The organism is Micromonospora matsumotoense, from assembly GCF_050951065.1.
Classification (GTDB): domain Bacteria; phylum Actinomycetota; class Actinomycetes; order Mycobacteriales; family Micromonosporaceae; genus Micromonospora; species Micromonospora matsumotoensis.
Genome location: NZ_CP192025.1, coordinates 1,008,328 through 1,027,114, shown reverse-complemented (window position 1 = coordinate 1,027,114; position 18,787 = coordinate 1,008,328). Strand labels below are relative to the sequence as shown.

General features: G+C 74.1%; 12 protein-coding genes. 4 read left to right on the top strand and 8 right to left on the bottom strand.

All coding sequences use genetic code 11. The annotated features are described in order from the left end of the window. The first annotated feature begins 152 nt into the window (after window positions 1–152). The gene (locus ACQP1S_RS04890) at window positions 153–5,045 is read left to right on the top strand and encodes an SCO7613 C-terminal domain-containing membrane protein (protein WP_432903443.1); all 4,893 of its coding nucleotides are present in this window, start codon (window positions 153–155) and stop codon (window positions 5,043–5,045) included. A 408-nt stretch (window positions 5,046–5,453) separates the two neighbouring features. On the opposite strand, the gene purE is transcribed toward ACQP1S_RS04890, so the two are convergent. The 4 genes from purE to ACQP1S_RS04870 all read right to left on the bottom strand — a co-directional run bounded on the left by purE (window position 5,454) and on the right by ACQP1S_RS04870 (window position 10,136). Further along, window positions 5,454–5,945, bottom strand: a complete 492-nt coding sequence (purE, locus tag ACQP1S_RS04885) for a 5-(carboxyamino)imidazole ribonucleotide mutase (RefSeq protein ID WP_363672025.1) — start codon at window positions 5,943–5,945, stop codon at window positions 5,454–5,456. Next, window positions 5,942–7,102 (bottom strand): 5-(carboxyamino)imidazole ribonucleotide synthase, encoded by a 1,161-nt coding sequence (locus ACQP1S_RS04880; RefSeq protein WP_432903440.1) that lies wholly within the window; start codon window positions 7,100–7,102, stop codon window positions 5,942–5,944. The genes purE and ACQP1S_RS04880 overlap by 4 nt, the downstream gene beginning before the upstream one ends. Before the next feature lie 156 nt (window positions 7,103–7,258). Beyond that, window positions 7,259–9,295 (bottom strand): thioredoxin domain-containing protein, encoded by a 2,037-nt coding sequence (locus ACQP1S_RS04875; protein ID WP_432903437.1) that lies wholly within the window; start codon window positions 9,293–9,295, stop codon window positions 7,259–7,261. A gap of 58 nt (window positions 9,296–9,353) precedes the next feature. Continuing rightward, window positions 9,354–10,136 carry a MerR family transcriptional regulator gene (locus tag ACQP1S_RS04870; protein WP_091248274.1) on the bottom strand — a complete coding sequence of 261 codons (783 nt, stop codon included), beginning with the start codon at window positions 10,134–10,136 and terminating at the stop codon, window positions 9,354–9,356. A gap of 667 nt (window positions 10,137–10,803) precedes the next feature. Here ACQP1S_RS04870 and ACQP1S_RS04865 point away from each other — a divergent pair. Beyond that, window positions 10,804–11,838, top strand: a complete 1,035-nt coding sequence (locus tag ACQP1S_RS04865) for a phosphatidylinositol-specific phospholipase C domain-containing protein (protein WP_432903433.1) — start codon at window positions 10,804–10,806, stop codon at window positions 11,836–11,838. Between the two features lie 334 nt (window positions 11,839–12,172). On the opposite strand, the gene ACQP1S_RS04860 is transcribed toward ACQP1S_RS04865, so the two are convergent. The 3 genes from ACQP1S_RS04860 to mca all read right to left on the bottom strand — a co-directional run bounded on the left by ACQP1S_RS04860 (window position 12,173) and on the right by mca (window position 16,107). Further along, window positions 12,173–14,647 (bottom strand): putative bifunctional diguanylate cyclase/phosphodiesterase, encoded by a 2,475-nt coding sequence (locus tag ACQP1S_RS04860; protein ID WP_432907806.1) that lies wholly within the window; start codon window positions 14,645–14,647, stop codon window positions 12,173–12,175. A 243-nt stretch (window positions 14,648–14,890) separates the two neighbouring features. Next, entirely contained in the window at window positions 14,891–15,175 is a 285-nt protein-coding gene (locus ACQP1S_RS04855; RefSeq protein ID WP_432903430.1) for a hypothetical protein, read from the bottom strand. A 50-nt stretch (window positions 15,176–15,225) separates the two neighbouring features. Beyond that, window positions 15,226–16,107 (bottom strand): mycothiol conjugate amidase Mca, encoded by an 882-nt coding sequence (gene mca / locus ACQP1S_RS04850; protein WP_432903427.1) that lies wholly within the window; start codon window positions 16,105–16,107, stop codon window positions 15,226–15,228. A 179-nt stretch (window positions 16,108–16,286) separates the two neighbouring features. On the opposite strand from mca, the gene ACQP1S_RS04845 reads away from it, so the two are divergent. Beyond that, on the top strand, window positions 16,287–16,721 hold the full coding sequence (locus ACQP1S_RS04845; protein WP_432907804.1) for a DUF4307 domain-containing protein: 435 nt from the start codon (window positions 16,287–16,289) through the stop codon (window positions 16,719–16,721). A 164-nt stretch (window positions 16,722–16,885) separates the two neighbouring features. Further along, the gene (gene greA, locus ACQP1S_RS04840; RefSeq protein ID WP_176739058.1) at window positions 16,886–17,386 is read left to right on the top strand and encodes a transcription elongation factor GreA; all 501 of its coding nucleotides are present in this window, start codon (window positions 16,886–16,888) and stop codon (window positions 17,384–17,386) included. Window positions 17,387–17,462: 76 nt separating this feature from the next. On the opposite strand, the gene ilvA is transcribed toward greA, so the two are convergent. Continuing rightward, window positions 17,463–18,683 carry a threonine ammonia-lyase gene (ilvA, locus tag ACQP1S_RS04835; protein ID WP_432903424.1) on the bottom strand — a complete coding sequence of 407 codons (1,221 nt, stop codon included), beginning with the start codon at window positions 18,681–18,683 and terminating at the stop codon, window positions 17,463–17,465. Between the last annotated feature and the right edge of the window lie 104 nt (window positions 18,684–18,787).

The following is an 18,787-nucleotide window of genomic DNA, read 5'->3' as shown; positions in this document are numbered from 1 at the left end:
CCCGGAACGCGCCGGTGCGGGAGGTGACACTCCCCGCACCGGCGCGTTTTTTGTACCCCTAACGGAGCGGCAGGTGTCGAAATCCACGCCCGCTCAGGGCATGCTGCGTGGGGACGGCGTCCACAGTGCGGCCGGCCGGGTGGAGGGATGTCGTGGAGAGCTTCCAGTGCTCCTCGTGCGGGCGGCAGATCAAGCCGGCGGCCCGCTGCCCCAACTGTGGGGCCGAGCAACCGCAGTGGCGCGAGCACCTGGCCGAGATCGAACGCTCCATCGCGGAGATGAAGGCACGCGACGCCGAGATCGCCCGGGAGCAACGGCAGATCGCCGCCAAGATGCAGGCCGCCCTCTTCCAGCGCGACATCCTCGCCCACGCCGGTGAGGAACGCGTCAAGCAGGCCACCCGGCCGCGTCGGGTGCTGCGCCGCAAGGCGGGCCGCCGACCGCCGACCGCCACCACCGGAGCGCCGCCCCGGGTGCCCCGGCAGGGCACCCCGGCCGGCCCGGACGAACCGCCGCTCCCACCGCCGTACCGGACCGCCACCTGGCTGGGCGCGGACAACCCGGAGCATCCGGCGGAGGCGTCCTCCCGGGAGGTGCAGAACATCCCGCTCGGGCTGGGCGCCCTGGTGCTGGCGGTGGCCGCGGTGGTCTTCGCCGCCGTCGCCACCAGCTCGATGGACGCCCTGGCCCGGCTCGGCATCCTGCTGGTCGCCACCGTGCTGCTGCTGCTCGCCCCGCCGGTGCTGGCCAAGCGGGGGCTGACCTCCACCGCCGAGACGATCGCCACGGTCGGCCTGCTGCTGGTGCCGCTGGCCGGGTACGCCCTGTGGGCGGTGGACCGGATCGGCGCCTCCGGGGCGATCTTCTCCGGTGCGATCTTCGCGCTGACCACCGGGGTCGCCCTCGCCTACGCCGCCGGCACCGGCCTACGGGCCCCCCGGTTCGCGGCGGTGCTGGCCGCCCAACCCGTGGTGCCGTTGCTCGCCTACGGGTGGATCAGCGGCCCGACCGGCTGGGCCGTGGTGCTCACCGTGGTGGCCGTGCTCGACCTCGGGCTGGTCCGCTCCGGCATCATGCGGGAACGACCGGCCCGACCGGAGCCCACGACCGCCACCCCCACCGCGCCGCCCCGGCAGCGGGTCACCCCGGACGGTCGGCCGGAGGGCGCGCCCGAGGAGTCGGCCGAGGTGCTCGACGGCGCGGCGGCCACCCCGACCGGTGCGGCCCGACCGGTGCCGGGGCTGTCCGAACTGACCTGGCTGCTGCACGGGGTGGCGGTGGCGCTCGCCCTCGCGTACGCGGTCACCGCGCTGCTGCGGGTGCAGACCGTGCCGGCAGCCACCGGGGCGGGTGCGGCGCTGCTGCTGGCCGCGATGGTGGCCCTGGCCGGCACCCTGCTGCTGCGCCGCCCGCCGCTGCCGGACGTCGGGGCCGGCATCCTCACCCTGGCCGTGATCGGCGCGCTCGGGCGGATCGCCGCGGTGGCCTTCCCGGACCGGGCGTTGCTGTTGATAGCCGTGGTCATCATGCTGACCGGGCTGGCCGTGCGGGCCGTACCGGAGGCGGCCCGGCGTGGGCCGCAGCTCGCCTCCGCCGCGGCGCTGACCGTCAGCGGCCTGGTGGTGGCCGGCGGCGCGCTGCGGGCCGGGCTGGCACCGGTCCAGGCGGCGCTGCCGGCCTGGCGGGCCGACCTGACCGCGTTCCCTGGCGAGGTGGCGGCGACGGCCGGTCCGTCCGCCGGGCAGCTCGCCGCCAGCGCCCTGCTGCTCACCGTCGCGGCGGTGCTGGCCCTGCCGCCGGAGATCCGCCGCGAGTTCGCGGTGGTCGGCGCGGGGCTGACCGCGCTGGCCGTACCCGCCTCACTGGGTCTGGGGTGGGCGGCGGCGCCCTGGCCGATGGTGCTGGCGGCGGTCGCGATCGGCGTTGCCGGGATCTCCGCCGGCACGACCCGGGCGGCCGTGGTGCACGCCGGCACCGCCACCGTGGTCGGCTTCATCGGGGCCGGCGCCGCGCTGAGCCGGCCGTCGGTGACCGCCGCCGCCCTGGCCGTGCTGATGCTGGCGGGCGTGCTGGTGGCGCTCGCACCCCGGGTACGGATCGCCCCGGCCGCCGCCGACGTCCTCTCCGGGTGGGCAGCCGGCGGGGCGGCGTTGGCGCTGCCCGGCGCGGTCGCCGCGTTCGTCGCGGCCACCGAGCCGTCCGGGCCGGTGCTCACCCCGGCGGTGCTCCGGGAGTTGACGGTGCCGATCCTGGCGGCGAGCTTCCTGGCCGTCTGCGTCACCCTCGGCTATGCGGCGATGATGCAGGTGTCGCAGCGGCACCTGAGCCCGCCGCACGCCGTCGGCACCGGACTGGGCGCGTTGGCGGTGATCGGGGCGTCCTTCTTCGCCCCGGGCCGGACGGCCGCCGACGCCTGGCTCGGCGGGCTGATGCTGATCGCCACCCTGCTGCTGCTCTTCGCCGGCCGGATCGACGCGGGTCGGCGTTCCGACCTGGCGCTGGACGGCGCCGACCTGGCCGCCGCCGCCGTCACCGCGGCACTGATCGCCACCCTGGCCCGGATCACGGCGGTGATCTCTCCCGGCGGGCAGCTCGCGGTCGCCGCCGTGCTGGTGCTGGTGGTCGCCGTCGCCGCCCGGGCGATGCCCGAGGAGTGGCGTCGCGGGCCGGTGCTCGGCATCGCCGTCGGTGCCGCCCTGATCGGGGTGCTGGCCGGCTGGTCGGCGCTGCGCGGCGGGGTGGGTGTGCTGGCCACCCCGGGCCCGATCTGGGCCGGCGACCTCACCGGCTGGCCGGCCGCGCCGACCGGCGGCCAGACCTGGCAGGCCCCGGTCGCGCTGGCGCTGCTCGCGCTGGCCGCCGCGATCCTGCTCCCCACCCCCTGGAAGTACGACGTGGCGGGCGTCGGCGCGGTGCTGGCCACCGTCGGCGTCCCGGCCGCCTTCGACCTGCCCTGGTGGTCACCCGTCCTGGTGGGGCTGACCGTCGCCACCGTGTTCGCGATGGCTGCGGTGGCCTCCGCCGACCCGCGCGCCGGGCTGTCCCGGGCCACCGTCGCCGGGGTGGTCGCGCTGCACGCCGCCGGGGCCGGACTGGTGCGCCCGTGGACCACCGCGCTCGCCCTCGGCGGCATCGCGCTGATCGGGCTGGCCGTGGCGGCGGTGGCCCGGTCCGTCGCCCCCTCCCTGGTGGACGACGTCGAGACCGAGGGGATGCCGCCGCACCTGGTGCAGATCGGGGGCGCGGCGACGGCCGCCGCGCTGCTCGCGCTCCCCGGTGCGGTGGCCGCCCTCGCCGCCGAGTTCGGCCACGGGGCGCAGGTGGTGCTGACCGCCGCGTTGGCCGCGTCCAGCTTCGGACTCGCCGCCGTGGCCGCCGTCCGTCGCCAGGTCCCGCAGTATCTGCCGTACGCGAGCGCGGCGATCGCCGGTGGGGCGACCATCAGCGCGCTGGCCGCCATCTTCGTCGACCTGCCGTCCGGGGTGTTCGCCGCCGCGGCGGCGCTGCTCGGGGTGCTCGCCGAACTGGTCCGGGCCGCGACCGTGCCACCGCTCGGGTCCGCCCAGCCGACGCGCCGCTGGACGGTCCTGCTGGACGGGGCGCTGCGCCGGCTGCCGGACGACGGTACACAGCGACGGTGGCGGATCAGCCCCGCCGCCGGGGCGTTGGCCGCGGCGGCCGTACCCACCGTGCTGGCCCTGATCTCCCTCGCACCGCTGCTCTTCGTGGCGCTGGTCGAGCCGCACCGGATGCTCGCCCACATCTGGCAGGGGCCACCGCCTCAGCTGCGTACCCCGCCGCCGGAACTGGTCGACCCGACACACGTGCTCACCGCGCTGCTGCTCACCGGCACCGCCGCGCTGGCCGCCACCGGCCTGTCCGGTGGGCGTCGGTCCCGGGCGGTGCCGGTGGTGCTGCCCGGTCTGGCGGTGACGCTGCTGATCACGCCGATCGCCCTGGGCATGGCCTGGCCGCAGAACGCGTTGGCCGCCCTCGCCGTGTTCACCATCTCGATGCTGGGGCTCGCGTTGACCCCGCCGCCCCCGCTGGCCGAGCGGGCCCGGTCGCTGCGACTGGCCCGGGTGCTGGTCTTCCTCATCGGGCTGGCCGGCGGCGGCGCGGGGCTGGCCGGCAGCCTGGCCGATCAGGGCCTGACCCTGTTCACCCTGGGCGGCGCGGTCGGCGTCGGGGCGGTCGCCGCGTTCTTCGGCACCACCGGGCGGGCCCGCATCCTCGGCTGGCTGTTCGCCTCGCTGATGGCGCAGCTCTTCGTGCTCACCGCCGGTCTGGTGGCCGGGTTGGCCGCCGTCTGGTCGGCGTTCGGGGTGCTCGCCGTGGGCGCGGCGTTGCAGGTCTTCGCCGCGACGCTGCCCCGGCTGCGTCGACCCGAGGCGCAACGGGAGGCCGCCACGGTCGAGTGGAGCGGGTACGCCGCCGCGCTCATCGCCCTGGCCCTGGCGTTCGACTCCCCCCGGCACATCGCCGCCCTGCTCGCCGCCTGGGGAGCGGTGCTGGGATTGGCCGCCGTCCGGCCGGGGCGGCGACCGGTGGAGCGGCGGATCCTCTTCTGGGCGGTGGTCGCCTGCGAGATCGTCGCCTGGTGGATCCTGATGCGGGTCGCCGACGTGGCGCTGCCCGAGGCGTACACGCTGCCGTTCGCGGCGCTCGCCCTGCTGGTCGGCATGCTGGAGCTACGCCACCGCCCGGACCTGTCCAGCTGGGTGGCGTACGGCCCGGCGCTGGTCGCGGCGTTCGTGCCGACGCTGGCGATCGTGCTGGCCACCGACTCCAGCATGCTGCGTCAGGTGCTCCTGCTGCTCGGTGCGGTGGCGGTGCTCGTCTTCGGCTCGACCAGCCGGCAGCAGGCCCCGGTGATCGTCGGCGCGGCGGTGACCGCGATCGCGGCGGTACACGCGTTGTTCAGCCTCGGCCCCTGGCTGGTGCTCATCCCGGTCGGCCTGGTGCTGCTGGTGCTCGGGGCGAGCAACGAACGTCGCCGCCGCGCCCAGGACCGGCTGCAGACGGCCCTGCGCGCCATGAGATGAAGCGGAGGGTCACGGCGGGGTCGGACGGTGGCTGGGCTGAGTGGGCCCGGTGGTCGCGGGCGTCAAGGGTGGGCCGGGTGGCCGCGGATGTCAGGGGTGGGCCGGGTGGCCGCGATGTCAGGGGTGGGCCCGGTGGGCGCGGAGGTCAGGGGTGGGCCGGGTGGGCGCGGGCGTCAGGGGTGGGCCCGGCGTGCGCCGGTAGCGCTTGAGCACGCCCGCTCCCTGCGCGATCGGCCCCGCCACGCCCGTCCGGTCAACGGGGTGGCGTGCCCTGCATGATCGACTCAATGGGGGCGAGGTTGCGGTGTCGGCGACGCCTGGATGCCGCAGTATCGCCCCCACTGCGAAGGCAGCCCGCCCGGCAACATCGGCGAGGGCAGCCCCGGGTCGGTAGGGCGGGGGCGTCCGTCAGGCCAGGGAGGCGCGGAGGGCGGCGTCCTTCTCGGCGACCAGGTCCTCCAGGTCGGCCTGGAAGGCCGTCATCCGGGTGCGCAGCGCCGGGTCGGTGGCACCGAGGATGCGGACCGCCAGCAGGCCGGCGTTGCGAGCGTTGCCGATCGACACGGTGGCCACCGGAATCCCGGCCGGCATCTGCACGATGGACAGCAGCGAGTCCATCCCGTCCAGGTGCTTCAGCGGGACCGGTACGCCGATCACCGGCAGCGGGGTGACCGAGGCGACCATGCCGGGCAGCGCGGCGGCGCCCCCCGCCCCGGCGATGATCACCTTGAGTCCCCGGTCGACGGCGTCCCGGCCGTACTCGATCATCTTGACCGGGGTGCGGTGCGCGGAGATCACCGCCACCTCGTACGGCACCTCGAACTCGTCCAGCGTGTCGGCGGCGGCCCTCATCACCGGCCAGTCCGAGTCGCTGCCCATGATCAGCCCGACGGTGCTCACCCGTGTCCCTCCCGCAGCCAACGGGCAGCCCGCGCGGCCCGCGCCCGTACGTCGTCCAGGTCGTTCCCGAGCACCGTGACGTGCCCGATCTTGCGGCCGGGTCGGACCTGCTTGCCGTACAGGTGGACCCGGGCGCCCGGTTCGGCGGCGAAGAGGTGGTGCAGCCGCTCGTCGAGGGAGATCCCACCCGGCTCACCGCCGAGCACGTTCGCCATCACCACCACCGGGGCGGTCAGCGCGGTGTCCCCCATCGGGTAGTCGAGCACCGCCCGCAGGTGCTGCTCGAACTGCGAGGTCCGGGCCCCCTCGATGGTCCAGTGCCCGGAGTTGTGCGGACGCATCGCCAGCTCGTTGACGACCAGGCCGGCATCGGTCTGGAACAGCTCCACCGCCAGCAGGCCGACCACGCCGAGCGCGGTGGCCAGGTCGATGGCGAGCTGCTGGGCGGCGACGGCCAACTCCTCCGGCAGACCGGGCGCGGGGGCGAGCACCTCGACGCAGATCCCGTCCCGCTGCACCGTCTCCACCACCGGGTACGCGGCGACCTGCCCGAACGGCGAACGGGCCACCTGCACGGCCAGCTCCCGGCGCAGCGCGACCCGCTCCTCGACGATCAGCGAGGTGCCACCGGCGAGCAGGGTGGCGGCCAGCTCGGCGGCCTGCCCGGCGTCGTCGACCAGCCACACGCCGCGCCCGTCGTAGCCGCCCCGGGCCGCCTTGAGCACCACCGGCCAGCCCTGTTCCGCGCCGAACGCGAGCAGGTCCGCCGGGGCGTCCACCGGCCGCCACGCGGGGTTGGGGGCGCCGAGCGCGCCGAGCCGTTCCCGCATGACCCGCTTGTCCTGGGCGTGCAGCAACGCGTCGGCGGGCGGGAAGAGCTTCACCCCCTCGGCCGCGAGGGCCCGGATGTGCTCGGTCGGGACGTGCTCGTGGTCGAAGGTGACCACGTCACAGCCCTTGGCGAAGGTACGCAGCGCGGCGAGGTCGGTGTGGTCGCCGTACTGCACGTCGGCGGCGACGAGCGCGGCACCGTCGTCGGGGGTGAGCGCCAGCACGCGCAGTGACTGGCCGAGGGCGATGGCGGCCTGGTGGGTCATCCGGGCCAGTTGGCCGCCACCCACCATGCCGACGACGGGCAGACCGGTACGGGAATCCATAGCGCCGCCAGCCTAACCGGGACCGTTCGCCGCCCGGCCCGAGGGCCACCCGGCTGGGCGGACGGCCACCCGAAACCGGTCACCGCTCGCCGTGGGCGACCACCCGAGCCGGTCGCCGCCCCGGCGGACAGCCCGCGGACCCCGGGCGGGGCCGGCTCAGGTGAGCTGGGCGACCAGGTCCTCGACCGAGGTCACCGGGCGCTGGCAGACGAACCCCCGGCAGACGTACGCGGTGGGCCGTCCGTCGAGCCGCGGCCGGTCGGCGAGCAGCGGCACGCCGGGCTGGTCGGGCCGGCCGGCCACCACCACCGCGCCGGGTGGGGCGTGCCGGTGCGCGGCGGCGACCAGCGGGTCCCCGGCCGGGTCGTCGGTGACCACCGCGATCTCGTACGGCCCGGAGAGCAGCGCCTCGCCGGTGGTGGCCGCGTACCCGGCGAACCGGGCGTGCCGGCCGACGATCGGCGCGACCGTCGACAGGGCCGCCTCGGCCGCCTCCCGGTAGCGGGTCTCCCCGCTCAACGCCGCGTACGCGGTCAGCGCCGCCACGACCGCCGACCGGCCCGACGGGGTGGCGTTGTCGGTCGGGTCGGCCGGCCGGGCGACCAGCCGTTCGGCGTCGTCGGCGGTGTCGTAGAAGCCGCCGTCCGGGGCGGCGAACCGGGCCAGCGCGACGTCCAGCAGGCCGCCGGCCAGCTCCAGCCAGCGTCCCTCGCCGGTGAGCTGGTGCAGCGCGCAGAACGCCTCGGCCACGCAGCCGTAGTCCTCCAGCACGCCGGCCGGATCACCCACCGTCTTGTCGCGGGAGGCCCGGCGGAGCCGACCGTCGACCAGGTGCACGCCCGCCAGGTGTTCGGCGGCGTCCCGCAGCGCCCCGTCGACGACGATGGCGACCCCGTCCATCAGGTTGGCGTCCTCGTCGTCGGGGGCCACCCGGATCGCGGCGACCTGGAGGAACTCGACGAGCGCGGTGATCGCCAGGCCGTTCCAGGCGGCCACCACCTTGTCGTCGCGGGCCGGTTGGGGGCGGGTGTCCCGGGCGGCCAGCAGCCGGCCCACCACACCCCGCCAGCGGTCCCGGATCTCCGGGTCGGCGTCGTCGACGTCCCGGGCCAACCTGAGCACGCTCGTGCCGTGTTCGAACGTGCCCTCCTCGGTGACGTCGAACAGGTCGGCGGCCCACCGGCCGTCGTCCTCGCCGAGCACCTCGACGAGCTGGGCCGGGGTCCAGGCGTAGGTGAGGCCCTCCACCCCGTCGGTGTCGGCGTCGAGGGCGGAGGCGAAGCCGTCCCCGGGCCGGTGCAGCTCGTCGGCGAGGAACCGGGCGGTGTCCCGGGCCACCCGACGGGCCAGCAGGTCCCCGGTGAGCCGCCACAGCTGGGTGTAGACCCGCAGCAGCAGGGCGTTGTCGTAGAGCATCTTCTCGAAGTGCGGCACCGTCCAGTGGGCGTCCACCGAGTAGCGGGCGAACCCGCCGGCAAGCTGGTCGTGCAGGCCGCCCCGGGCCATCGCCTCGGCGGTGTGCCGGACGATCTCCAGGCTCTCCGCCGAACCGGTCCGTTGGTGGTGCCGGAGCAGGAAGAGCAGGTTCATGTGCGGCGGGAACTTCGGTGCGCCGCCGAAGCCGCCGTTGGTCTCGTCGTACTCGTTGGCGAGTTGGGCGGCGGCGGCGGCGAGCAGGTCGGCGGTGAGCGGGGCGGTGGGGCCGCCGACGGCCTGGGCACCACCGATCGCCTCGACCACCGCGGCACCCTGCCGCAGCACGGCCTCCCGCTGCTCCCGCCACGCGGTGCCGACCGACTCCAGCAGCCGGACGAAGTTGGGCTTCGGGAAGTAGGTGCCGCAGAAGAACGGGGTGCCGTCGGGGGTGGCGAAGACCGTCATCGGCCAGCCGCCCTGACCGGTCATCGCCTGGGTGGCGGTCATGTAGACGGCGTCCACGTCGGGCCGCTCCTCACGGTCCACCTTGATCGCCACGAAGCCGGCGTTGACCAGTGCGCCGACCGTCTCGTCCTCGAACGACTCGTGGGCCATCACGTGGCACCAGTGGCAGGCGGCATAGCCGACCGAGATGAGCACCGGGACGTCGCGCCGCCGGGCCTCGGCGAACGCCTCGGCGGACCAGGGCCACCAGTCCACCGGATTCGCGGCGTGCTGGAGCAGGTACGGGCTGGTCGCGCTGGCCAGTCGATTCACCCGACGACCATAACCCCCCGTACGCGGGTGAGCGGGTCTGCAGCCCCGCCCGCCCGGATCAGCCGCTGAGCTTCCGCTCGGCGTAGACCTTCATCGCGTCCCGGACGAATTCGGCGTAGACCTTCATCGCGTCCCGGGTGAATACCGCCGTGCCGTCGCCATGCACGTCGTAGTTCGCCGTGAAGCGCGGGTCCGCGACATACATCTCGCCGAGGTTGACGAAGTACTCCTTCGTCACCGTCCCGGTCGTCAGCGACAGCCAGTCGTAGAGGCGCTGGGTGATCGCCTGCACCTCGTCGCTCTCGACCGGGATGCCGACGTCGTGCGCCCGGCCGAAGTCGGCCGCGATGTCGAGCTGACGTTGCTGGAACGCCTTCTTGTCGGCATCGCTGAGCGAGCGCCACCACTGGTCCGCCCGCTGGTACGCCTCGCGGCCCCACCGCTGCGTCACCTCCTGCTCGTACTGGGTGTGGTCGAAGCCGTCGAACACTTCCTCCACCATGAGTTGTTCACCTCCTTCCGTCTTGCGCAGCGTGGTCCGTACCGACTCGATCTGCCGCCCGATCCGCTCGCGCTCCCGCAACAGGAGCCGCAGATGGGTGCGGAGCGCGGCCGTCGGCTCCCGTTCACCGTCCAGCACTTGGCCGATATCGGCCAGGGCGAGGCCCAGTTCGCGCAGCAGCAGAATTCGCTGCAGCCGTACCAGGGACTCCTGGTCGTAGTAGCGGTAACCGTTGCGACCGATCCGGCTCGGAGCCAGCAGTCCGACCTGCCCGTAGTGGCGCAGGGTCCGACTGGTCGTCCCGGCCGAACGGGCGAGGTCCTGGATTGACCATTCCATCGCCGTCCACCCCTGATCTCGCCGTCCAGCCCTGATCTCGTCGTGCCGGTCCAGGTTAGAAGTTGACGTAACGTCAAAGTCAACCCGCCGATCCAGCGGGGGTGGTCCTAGGCCCCCCGGGGGCTAGGAGGCGCCGTCGGGCGCGCAACGGGAAGATCCGCGCCTGGGCGGAGTCCGGCAGCGAGCGGAGCACGTCGCGATCCTGTCCGACGGCATCGGCTTGAAGAAGTGGTAGCCCTGCGCGGACGTACAGCCAGCTCGGCGAGCGCCGACGCCAGTCCCGCGCCAGCGCGGCCCTTCTTCTCAATGGCCTTAGGAACCTCGGGTGACCCCGCCCCGCTCGGGCTGTCACCCCCGGCCGGCGAGTTGGACACCCCCGCCGGCTGGTTCGTCACCCCGAGGACGAGGCGGTAGACCCGCGTGGTGCTGCCGGCGCGACCGACCGCCAGACGACGCGGCCGAGTTGGACGACCGGGTTGTCGGCGTGGTGGAGCAGATACGGCGAGGTGGCCTGGGCGAGTCGGTTCACCCGACGGCCCTGTCCACCCCCGGGCGCACCCGCCGGGGCAACCGTCCCGCCGAAACCGGGCCTTCCCTCGTTCACATTCATCGTCTTTGATCTGTGCGGGTGCGGTGACCGGCACCGGCCCTGCGAGGAGGTACCCCCATGCGCGGTTCCCGTCTCCTGTCGGCGCTCACCTCGGTCGCGGTGGCCGCGGCGGTGTTCAGCACCACCGCCCCCGCCTCGGCTGCGGTGGACCCCGGCACCCGGGTCTCGGCGACCACCGTGGTCGGCACGCACAACGCGTACGAACGCGGGACGTACACCTATCTGGCGCAGGCGCTCGACGCCCGCCCCGGCCTGATCGAGCTGGACGTCTGGCCGGACATCATCACCAAACAGTGGCGGGTCAGCCACTCCAACCCGCTGGGCAACGACAACAACTGCGTCGCCGCCACCACCCCCGCGCAGCTCTACACCGGCACCCGCAACAAGAACCTGGAGAACTGCCTGGACGACATCCGGCTCTGGTTCGACGCCCACCCCGACGCCGGGCCGCTCCAGCTCAAGCTGGAGCTGAAGACCGGCTTCAGCAGCCGTACCGGGCAGGGACCGGTCCAGCTCGACGCGGTGCTCGCCGCCCGGCTCGGCAGCCGGGTGTTCCGCCCGGCCGACCTGCGCGGCGGGTACGCCACCCTGGATGCCGCCGCCCGCGCGAACGGCTGGCCGACCCGGGGGCAGCTCGCCGGCAAGGTGATCGTGGAGCTGATCCCCGGCACCGTCGAGGAGGGCAACCCGACCGACACCCTGTGGACCGACATCGAGTACGCCCAGCACCTGGCCGGCCTGTCGGCCGCCGGCACCCTGGGTCAGGCGCAGGCGTTTCCCGCGGTGCACCGGGCCCAGTCCGGCGACCCGCGCAGCCGGTACGCCGACACCAGCCTTCGTCCGTGGTTCGTGCTGTTCGACGGCGACGCCAGCGCGTACGTCACCGGTGGGATCGACACCTCCTGGTACGACACCAACCACTACCTGCTGGTGATGACCGACGCGCAGAACGTCCCCCCGGCGGTCGGCAACACCGATCCGACGGCCGCCCGGGCCCGGCTCGCCCAGCTCGCCGCCGCCCACGCCAGCGTCGCCTCCGCCGACTGGGCCGCGATGCCGTCAGTCGTCGCCGAGGTCCTCCCCCGAGGCTGACCCCACCCCCACCCCGCTCCCACTCGCCCGCCCGGGCATGCCTTGCTCGCAATGTCGCCGATGTAGCGGTATCCGGCCAGCCGGATACCGCTACATCGACCCTCCTGAGTCGATCACGATGAACGGGCGAGCGGACCGGGCGGGCAAGCCGCCCCGGACCGAACGGACCGGGCAGGCGGACAGACCCCGGCAGGCGCGCAGACCCGGACCGGGCAAGCGGGCCGGGCGGACAGGGCGGACCAGGCGGACCGGGCGGGCGGGGCGGGGACGGGCCGGGCGGGGACGGGCGGGACCGGGCGGGGACGGGCGGGGTTGCGGCGGGGTTGCGGCCCGGTCAGGAGGCGCCGTCGGCGCGCAGCGGGAAGACGTTCGACTCGGCGGAGTCACGCAGCGAGCCGAGCACCGCGCCGATCTTGTCGGCCGGCATCGGCTTGAAGAAGTGGTAGCCCTGGGCGGCAGTGCAGCCCAACGCCACCAGCGCGGCCCGCTGCTCGGCAGTCTCCACCCCCTCGGCGACCACCCGCAGCCCCAACTCGTGGGCGAGACCGACAGTCGCCCGGACGATCGCCGCCGCCTCCGGCGAGTCGGCCATCCGGATCACGAAGGACCGGTCCACCTTCAACTCGTCCACCGCGATCCGGGTCACGAACGACAGCGACGAGAAGCCGGTGCCGAAGTCGTCGACGGCCAACTGGACGCCCATCGACCGCAGGGTCGCCAGCACCTCGTCGATCACCTCCAGCTCGCTCATCACCACCGTCTCGGTGATCTCCAGGACCAGCCGGTGCGCCGGCACCTGGTGGCGGCGCAGCGCGTCGGCGATCTCCGCCGGCAGCCGGGGGTCGAGCAGGCTGCGGGCCGAGAGGTTCACCGAGATCGGCACGTCCAGCCCGTCCCGGGCCCACTCGGCAGCCACCGAGAGCGCCTTGTCCAGCACATACCGGGTGAAGGTGCCGAGCTGCTCGCTGTTCTCCACCGGGCGGATGAAGTCGGCCGGGCCGAGCCAGCCCCGCCGGGGGTGCTGCCAACGGATCAGCGCCTCCACCCCGGTCGGTGCGCCGGTGCTCAGGTCGACCGCCGGTTGCAGCGCCAGCACCAGCTGGTCGTCGGCCTGCAACGCCTCCCGCAACTCGGCCAGCAGGGCCAACTGGTCGGTGCTGGCGGCGTCCCGGGTGCTGTCGTACGCGGCGACGCTGCCGCCGCCCTCCTTCGCCTGGTACATCGCGATGTCGGCCCGGCGCAGCAGCTCGGTCAGGTCGGCGGTGCCCGCCCCGGCCACCACCACCCCCACCGAGACCTCTACCGACATCCGCACTCCGGCCACCTCGGTGGGCGCGGCCAGCCGCTCGGCGATCTCCCGGGCCTGCCGCAGCGCGTACGCCATCGGGGCGGCCCGGTCACCGAGCACCGGGACCGACGTCAGCAGCAGGGCGAACTCGTCGCCACCGAGCCGGGCGAGCAGGTCACCGGAGCGGGCCAGGGTGCCCAACCGGTTGCCGGTGAGCCGCAGCAGCTGATCGCCGGCCGCGTGTCCGAGGGTGTCGTTGACCTCTTTGAACTGATCGATGTCGAGCAGCAGCAGCGCCACCGGATGGTCGTGGGCGAGCTGCCGCAACGCCTGGTCGCCCTTGGTCAGCATGGCCGTCCGGTTGACCAGCCCGGTCAGCGCGTCGTGCACCGCGTCGTACGACGAGCGGGCGCTGACCAGCCGCAGCTCCCGATGGGTCGCCGCGTCGTGCAGCGCAGCGGCCAATGCGTCGGAGTAGGCCGCCACCGCGTCCCGTTCCCGGTCGCTCGGCGGCCCGGTGGAGGGGAACCGGACCCGCAACTGTCCGACCTGGACGTCGCCGACGACGAGCGGCCGGACCAGTTCGTGGGTGTCCACGGTGGCCCCGCCGGGCGGCCCGGCCTCCCGGTCCCGCACCTGGCCCGAGGCGTCACCCCGATAGCGCCGCCACCGGCCGTCGCCCCGGACCACGTCGACGTCCACCAGTTCGGCGCCGAACAGGGTCAACGCGCCGGTCACCGCCGCCGTGGCCACCCCCCGCTCGTCGAGCTGGTTGAGCGCGGCGGTGGCCTCGGCGAACGCCCGCCAGGTGCGCTGTTCCTGATCGGCGCGCAGCCGGTGGCGGTAGGTCTGCTGGAGCAGCCAGAGCAGCGGTGGGAGCAGCAGCAGCCAGCGCGGGTCGACCTCCAGCAACGCCACCACGACCAGCCCGACCACCACGTTGCCGACGAACATCAGCACCTTGCCGCGTAGCGCGACGAGCAGTGCCGGACCGACCGCCACACCGTGCCGCAGGGCGAGGGTCGCCCCGCCCAGCCCGGCGGTGGTCAGCAGGTAGGTGACGGCACCGGCCACGAGGGCGGGCACGAGCGCCGGGGTGGGGCCGGCCAGCAACGGCTCGCCGATCGCGGTGGTGACGGCGACGGCGAGCGCGGTGGCCGCCGTCAGCGAGGCGGCGATCCGCAGCAACTCCACCGGGGGACGGCGGTCGGCGGCCAGCGACATGATCGTCCAGGCCGTGCCGGTGCCGAGCAGCGCGGCGGCCGGCAACCAGCCGGCCGGCGCAAGGTAGAGGCAGCCGATCAGCGCCGCCTCGCCCCAGGTGATGCTCACCATGCCGGTGGCGGTGCGGAACCTCAACCGGGCGAGTTGGGCGATCGCGAACACGGCGGCCACGATGCCGAACCGGGCCGCCGGCGGGAGCGGGTCGTCGGGCGGCAGCGCGGTCGGCAGGCGCAGGCCGATCGCCACCGCCACCAGCGCGGTCAGTGCCACGGCGAGGGTGAGGACACGCACCCGCAGCGGAGTGTCCGGCGGCTCCGGCCCGTCGTCGGACGCGCCGGGGATGCCGGAGGTCACCGCCCGGCTCCGTCCGCGGGGCCGTCGACGGCGCGACGGACGAACGCGGCTACGACGGTCATGGCACCCCCTCCCGCGCACGGCTCTAGGGACTTTCGTCCCCCGGCGGAAGGCTAAGCCAATCCGGGTGGCCGCAACAGGGGGCGACGACCCGGATCGGCGTGATTCACGCCCCGGTCACCCCACTCAGGGCTGCTGGTGGCCGCTGGGCAGGTTCGTACGTGATTCCTGCCCCGTTGTCCCGTCCGACGGACCGGTGGCCGACGAATCGGTCCGATCGGTCTCGACCGGGCCGCCCTGCTGGGGAAACCGCTCGGGCAGCCGCCGCAGCCGGGAGTTCATGTTGCGGATCAGCAGGACGGTGGCGGTGCCGAGCAGCACGATGAGGAAGAGGCCCATCGGCCCGGCCAGGCCGCCCGTGCGGGTGTCCCCGAAGTTGTTCTCCGCGAGCACCTGGACAACGTTCAGCATGGTGTTTTCTCCGATGTGCGGTGGAGTGTCAGCGTAGCCCCGACCGCCGGTCACCCGGCATGGGCGGCTTCCCGTACCCCGGCGAACAGGTCGGACTCCGGCAGCGGGGACTCGACCGTCGAGCGGGCGAGTTGGAAGTCCTCCGTCGGCCAGGCGTGCTGCTGGATCTCCATCGGCACGTGGAACCAGAAGCCGTCCGGGTCGACCTGGGTGGCGTGGGCGCGCAGCGCGTCGTCGCGGACCGGGAAGTATTCCGCGCACTCCACCCGGGTGGTGATCCGCGAACCCTTGTCCGGCCGCTCGTCCCAGCGCTTGAGCCAGTCCTCGTACGGCGAGGGGAGGCCCGCGGCCAGCGTGCCCTCGTGCAGGGCCAGGAGCTTGCCCCTGGAGAAGCCGATGTCGTAGTAGAGCTTCAACGGCTGCCAGGGGGCACCCAGCTCCGGGTGGCGGGTCGGGTCGCCGGCCGCCTCGAACGCGGCCACGCTGATCTTGTGGCACATGATGTGGTCGGGGTGCGGGTAGCCACCCTCCTCGTCGTAGGTGGTCACCACGTGCGGACGGAACTCCCGCATCAGCTTGACCAGCGGCCCGGCCGCCACCTCGACATCCTGGAGGGCGAAGCAGCCCTCGGGCAGCGGCGGCAGCGGGTCGCCCTCGGGCAGGCCCGAGTCGACGAACCCCAGCCAGGCCTGCTCGACGCCGAGCACCGCCCGGGCGGCGTCCATCTCGGCCCGCCGGATCTCGCCGATGTTGGCCCACACGTCGGGGCGGTCCAGCTTGGGGTTGAGCACGCTGCCCCGCTCACCCCCGGTGCACGTCACGACCAGCACGTCCACCCCTTCGGCGACGTACTTCGCCATGGTGGCGGCGCCCTTGCTGGACTCGTCGTCCGGGTGTGCGTGCACGGCCATGAGACGCAGCTTCTCTGCCAACGTGGGCGCTCCTCGTCTGTGCCCGCCGGCGGCCCGGTCCGGGTCGCTCGCCTGGCCTGCCGCGGTGACCTGTCGGCGCGGCTGCCGACCTGCCATTCCGGGCTCGGCCCCGGGCTGGGAAGATGGACTCTGTCATTCTTGCCGATGCGACCGACAACAACGCCAGGAGATACCCGCCGGTGACCGAGACGCACGCCACAATTCCCTCGGCCGCGCCGGTGTTCCCGCCCGGCCGGTACGGACGTCGGCGGGAGCCCGAGCGTCGCCGCCCGGTGCTGCGCTGGTCGCTGGTGGCCGTGCTGATCGCCGGGTTGGTCCTGGCCGCGACGCAGCTCTACCAGCGCTACGGCGACCCGGAGTACAAGCCCGAGGTGATCACCTACACCGACATCAGCGACACCGGCGTACAGGTCGACTTCCGGGTGACCGTGCCCGAGGGCGGCGCGGCGGTGTGTCTGGTGCGGGCCCGCTCGCACGCCGGCGCCGAGGTGGGGCACGAGGAGGTCACGGTGACCGCACCCCCCGGCCAGCGGCACGTCACCGCCCGGCACCGGGTCACCACCACCGGGCGGCCGTTCATCGGCGAGGTGGTCCGCTGCCGCCCGGCGGGCTGAACCGCCACCGACGGTCGCGGCGGCGCGGCGACGAGACCCCCGAGCGAGCCACCGGTGGCGTCGCTTCCCACCCGACCGGGTGATCGACGATGCCCGAAAGTGCGGGCCACTGGTAGGTTGGTAAGTCACCTGTCAGCCAGCACGCACATCCGAGGAGTACGCCTGTGTCCATCAATGACAACAAGGCGCCCGCCACCTGGCTGTCCCAGGACGCGCACGACCGCCTCCAGGCCGAGCTCGACGAACTGATCGCCAACCGGCCGGTCATCGCCGCCGAGATCAACGCCCGGCGGGAAGAGGGCGACCTGCGGGAGAACGGTGGCTACCACGCCGCCCGTGAGGAGCAGGGCAAGGCCGAGGGCCGGATCCTCTACCTCAAGGAGCTGCTGCGTACCGCCCAGGTCGGTGAGGCGCCGACGGCCGACGTGGTGTCGCCCGGCATGGTCGTGACGATCTACTTCGACGACGACAGCGACGACACCGAGACGTTCCTGCTCGGGTCGCGGGAGATCGCGGCCACCACCGATCTGACGGTCTACAGCCCGGAGTCGGCGCTCGGCAAGGCCATCCTGGGCGGTCGCCCCGGTCAGGCCTGCACCTACACCGCGCCCAGCGGCGCGGACATCAAGGTGACGATCGTCAGCTTCGAGCCGTTCTCCGGCTGAGCCGCACCGCCGCCGGGCCCGCGCGACCCGACGACACCCCATCGCGTACGCACCGGGGCGTGGCATCCGCCGGATGTCACGCCTCGGCCGTGAAGACCACCTGATAGCCGCTGGCCCGCAGGGCACTGATCAGGGTGTCGGAGTGCTCGACACCCCGGGTCTCCACCGACAGGGCCACCTCCACCTCACCGAGCCGCAGGTGCGGATTGGCCCGCTGGTGCTCCACGTCGACCACGTTCGCCCGGTGCCCGGCGATCTCGGTGAGCAGCGAGGCGAGCTGACCCGGCCGGTCCGAGCAGCGCACGGTGACCCGCAGATAGCGGCCGGCGGCGGCGAGACCGTGTTCGATCACCCGCATCATCAGCAACGGATCGATGTTGCCGCCGGACAGCACCGCCACCGTCGGGGTGCTCACCTGCACGACGCCGGCCAGCAGCGCGGCCACCCCGACCGCGCCGGCCGGCTCGACCACCTGCTTGCCCCGCTCCAACAGCATCAGCAGCGCCCGCGAGATGTCCTCCTCGGTGACGGTGACCATCTCGTCGACCAGCTTGCGGACGTGGTGGAAGGTGATCTCCCCCGGCCGGCCGACCGCGATGCCGTCGGCGATCGTCGCGAACGCCGGCAGCCGGACCGGTTCCCCGGCGGCCAGCGAGGGCGGGAAGGCGGCGGCGCTGGCCGCCTGCACGCCGATGATCCGCAGGTCGGGGCGCAGCGCCTTCGCGGCCACCGCCATGCCGGAGATCAGGCCGCCGCCACCGACCCCGGTGATGATCGTCCTCACCTCGGGGCACTGTTCGAGGATCTCCAGGGCGACCGTGCCCTGACCGGCGATCACGTCCGGGTGGTCGAACGGGTGGATGAACACCGCGCCGGTGCGCTCCGCGAAGGTCTGCGCGGCCACCAACGACTCGTCGACGGTGTTGCCGATCAGCTCGATCCGGGCACCGTACCCCTTGGTGGCGGCCACCTTCGGCAGCGGCGCGTTCACCGGCATGAAGACGGTGGCGTGGGTGCCGACCAGGCCGGCGGCGAGCGCCACCCCCTGGGCGTGGTTGCCGGCACTGGCCGCGACCACGCCCCGGTCCCGCTCCTGGGCCGACAGCCGGGAGATCCGCACGTACGCGCCGCGCACCTTGTAGGAGCCGGCGCGCTGCAGGTTCTCGCACTTGAGCCAGACCGGTCCGGCCAGCGCCGCGCTCAGCGGCCGGGAGGGCTCCAGCGGGGTGGTCCGGGTGACCCCGGCGAGCAGTTCCCGGGCGGCCCGTACGTCGGCGAGGTCGACCAGTTCCGTCATGCCCCGATCGTGCCACCCGATCCGGGTCGCACCGACGGCGACGCCACCGGCCACCAGCAGCGACGACCCGCTCACCGACCGGGGGCGGCCCACCCGCGCCGGCC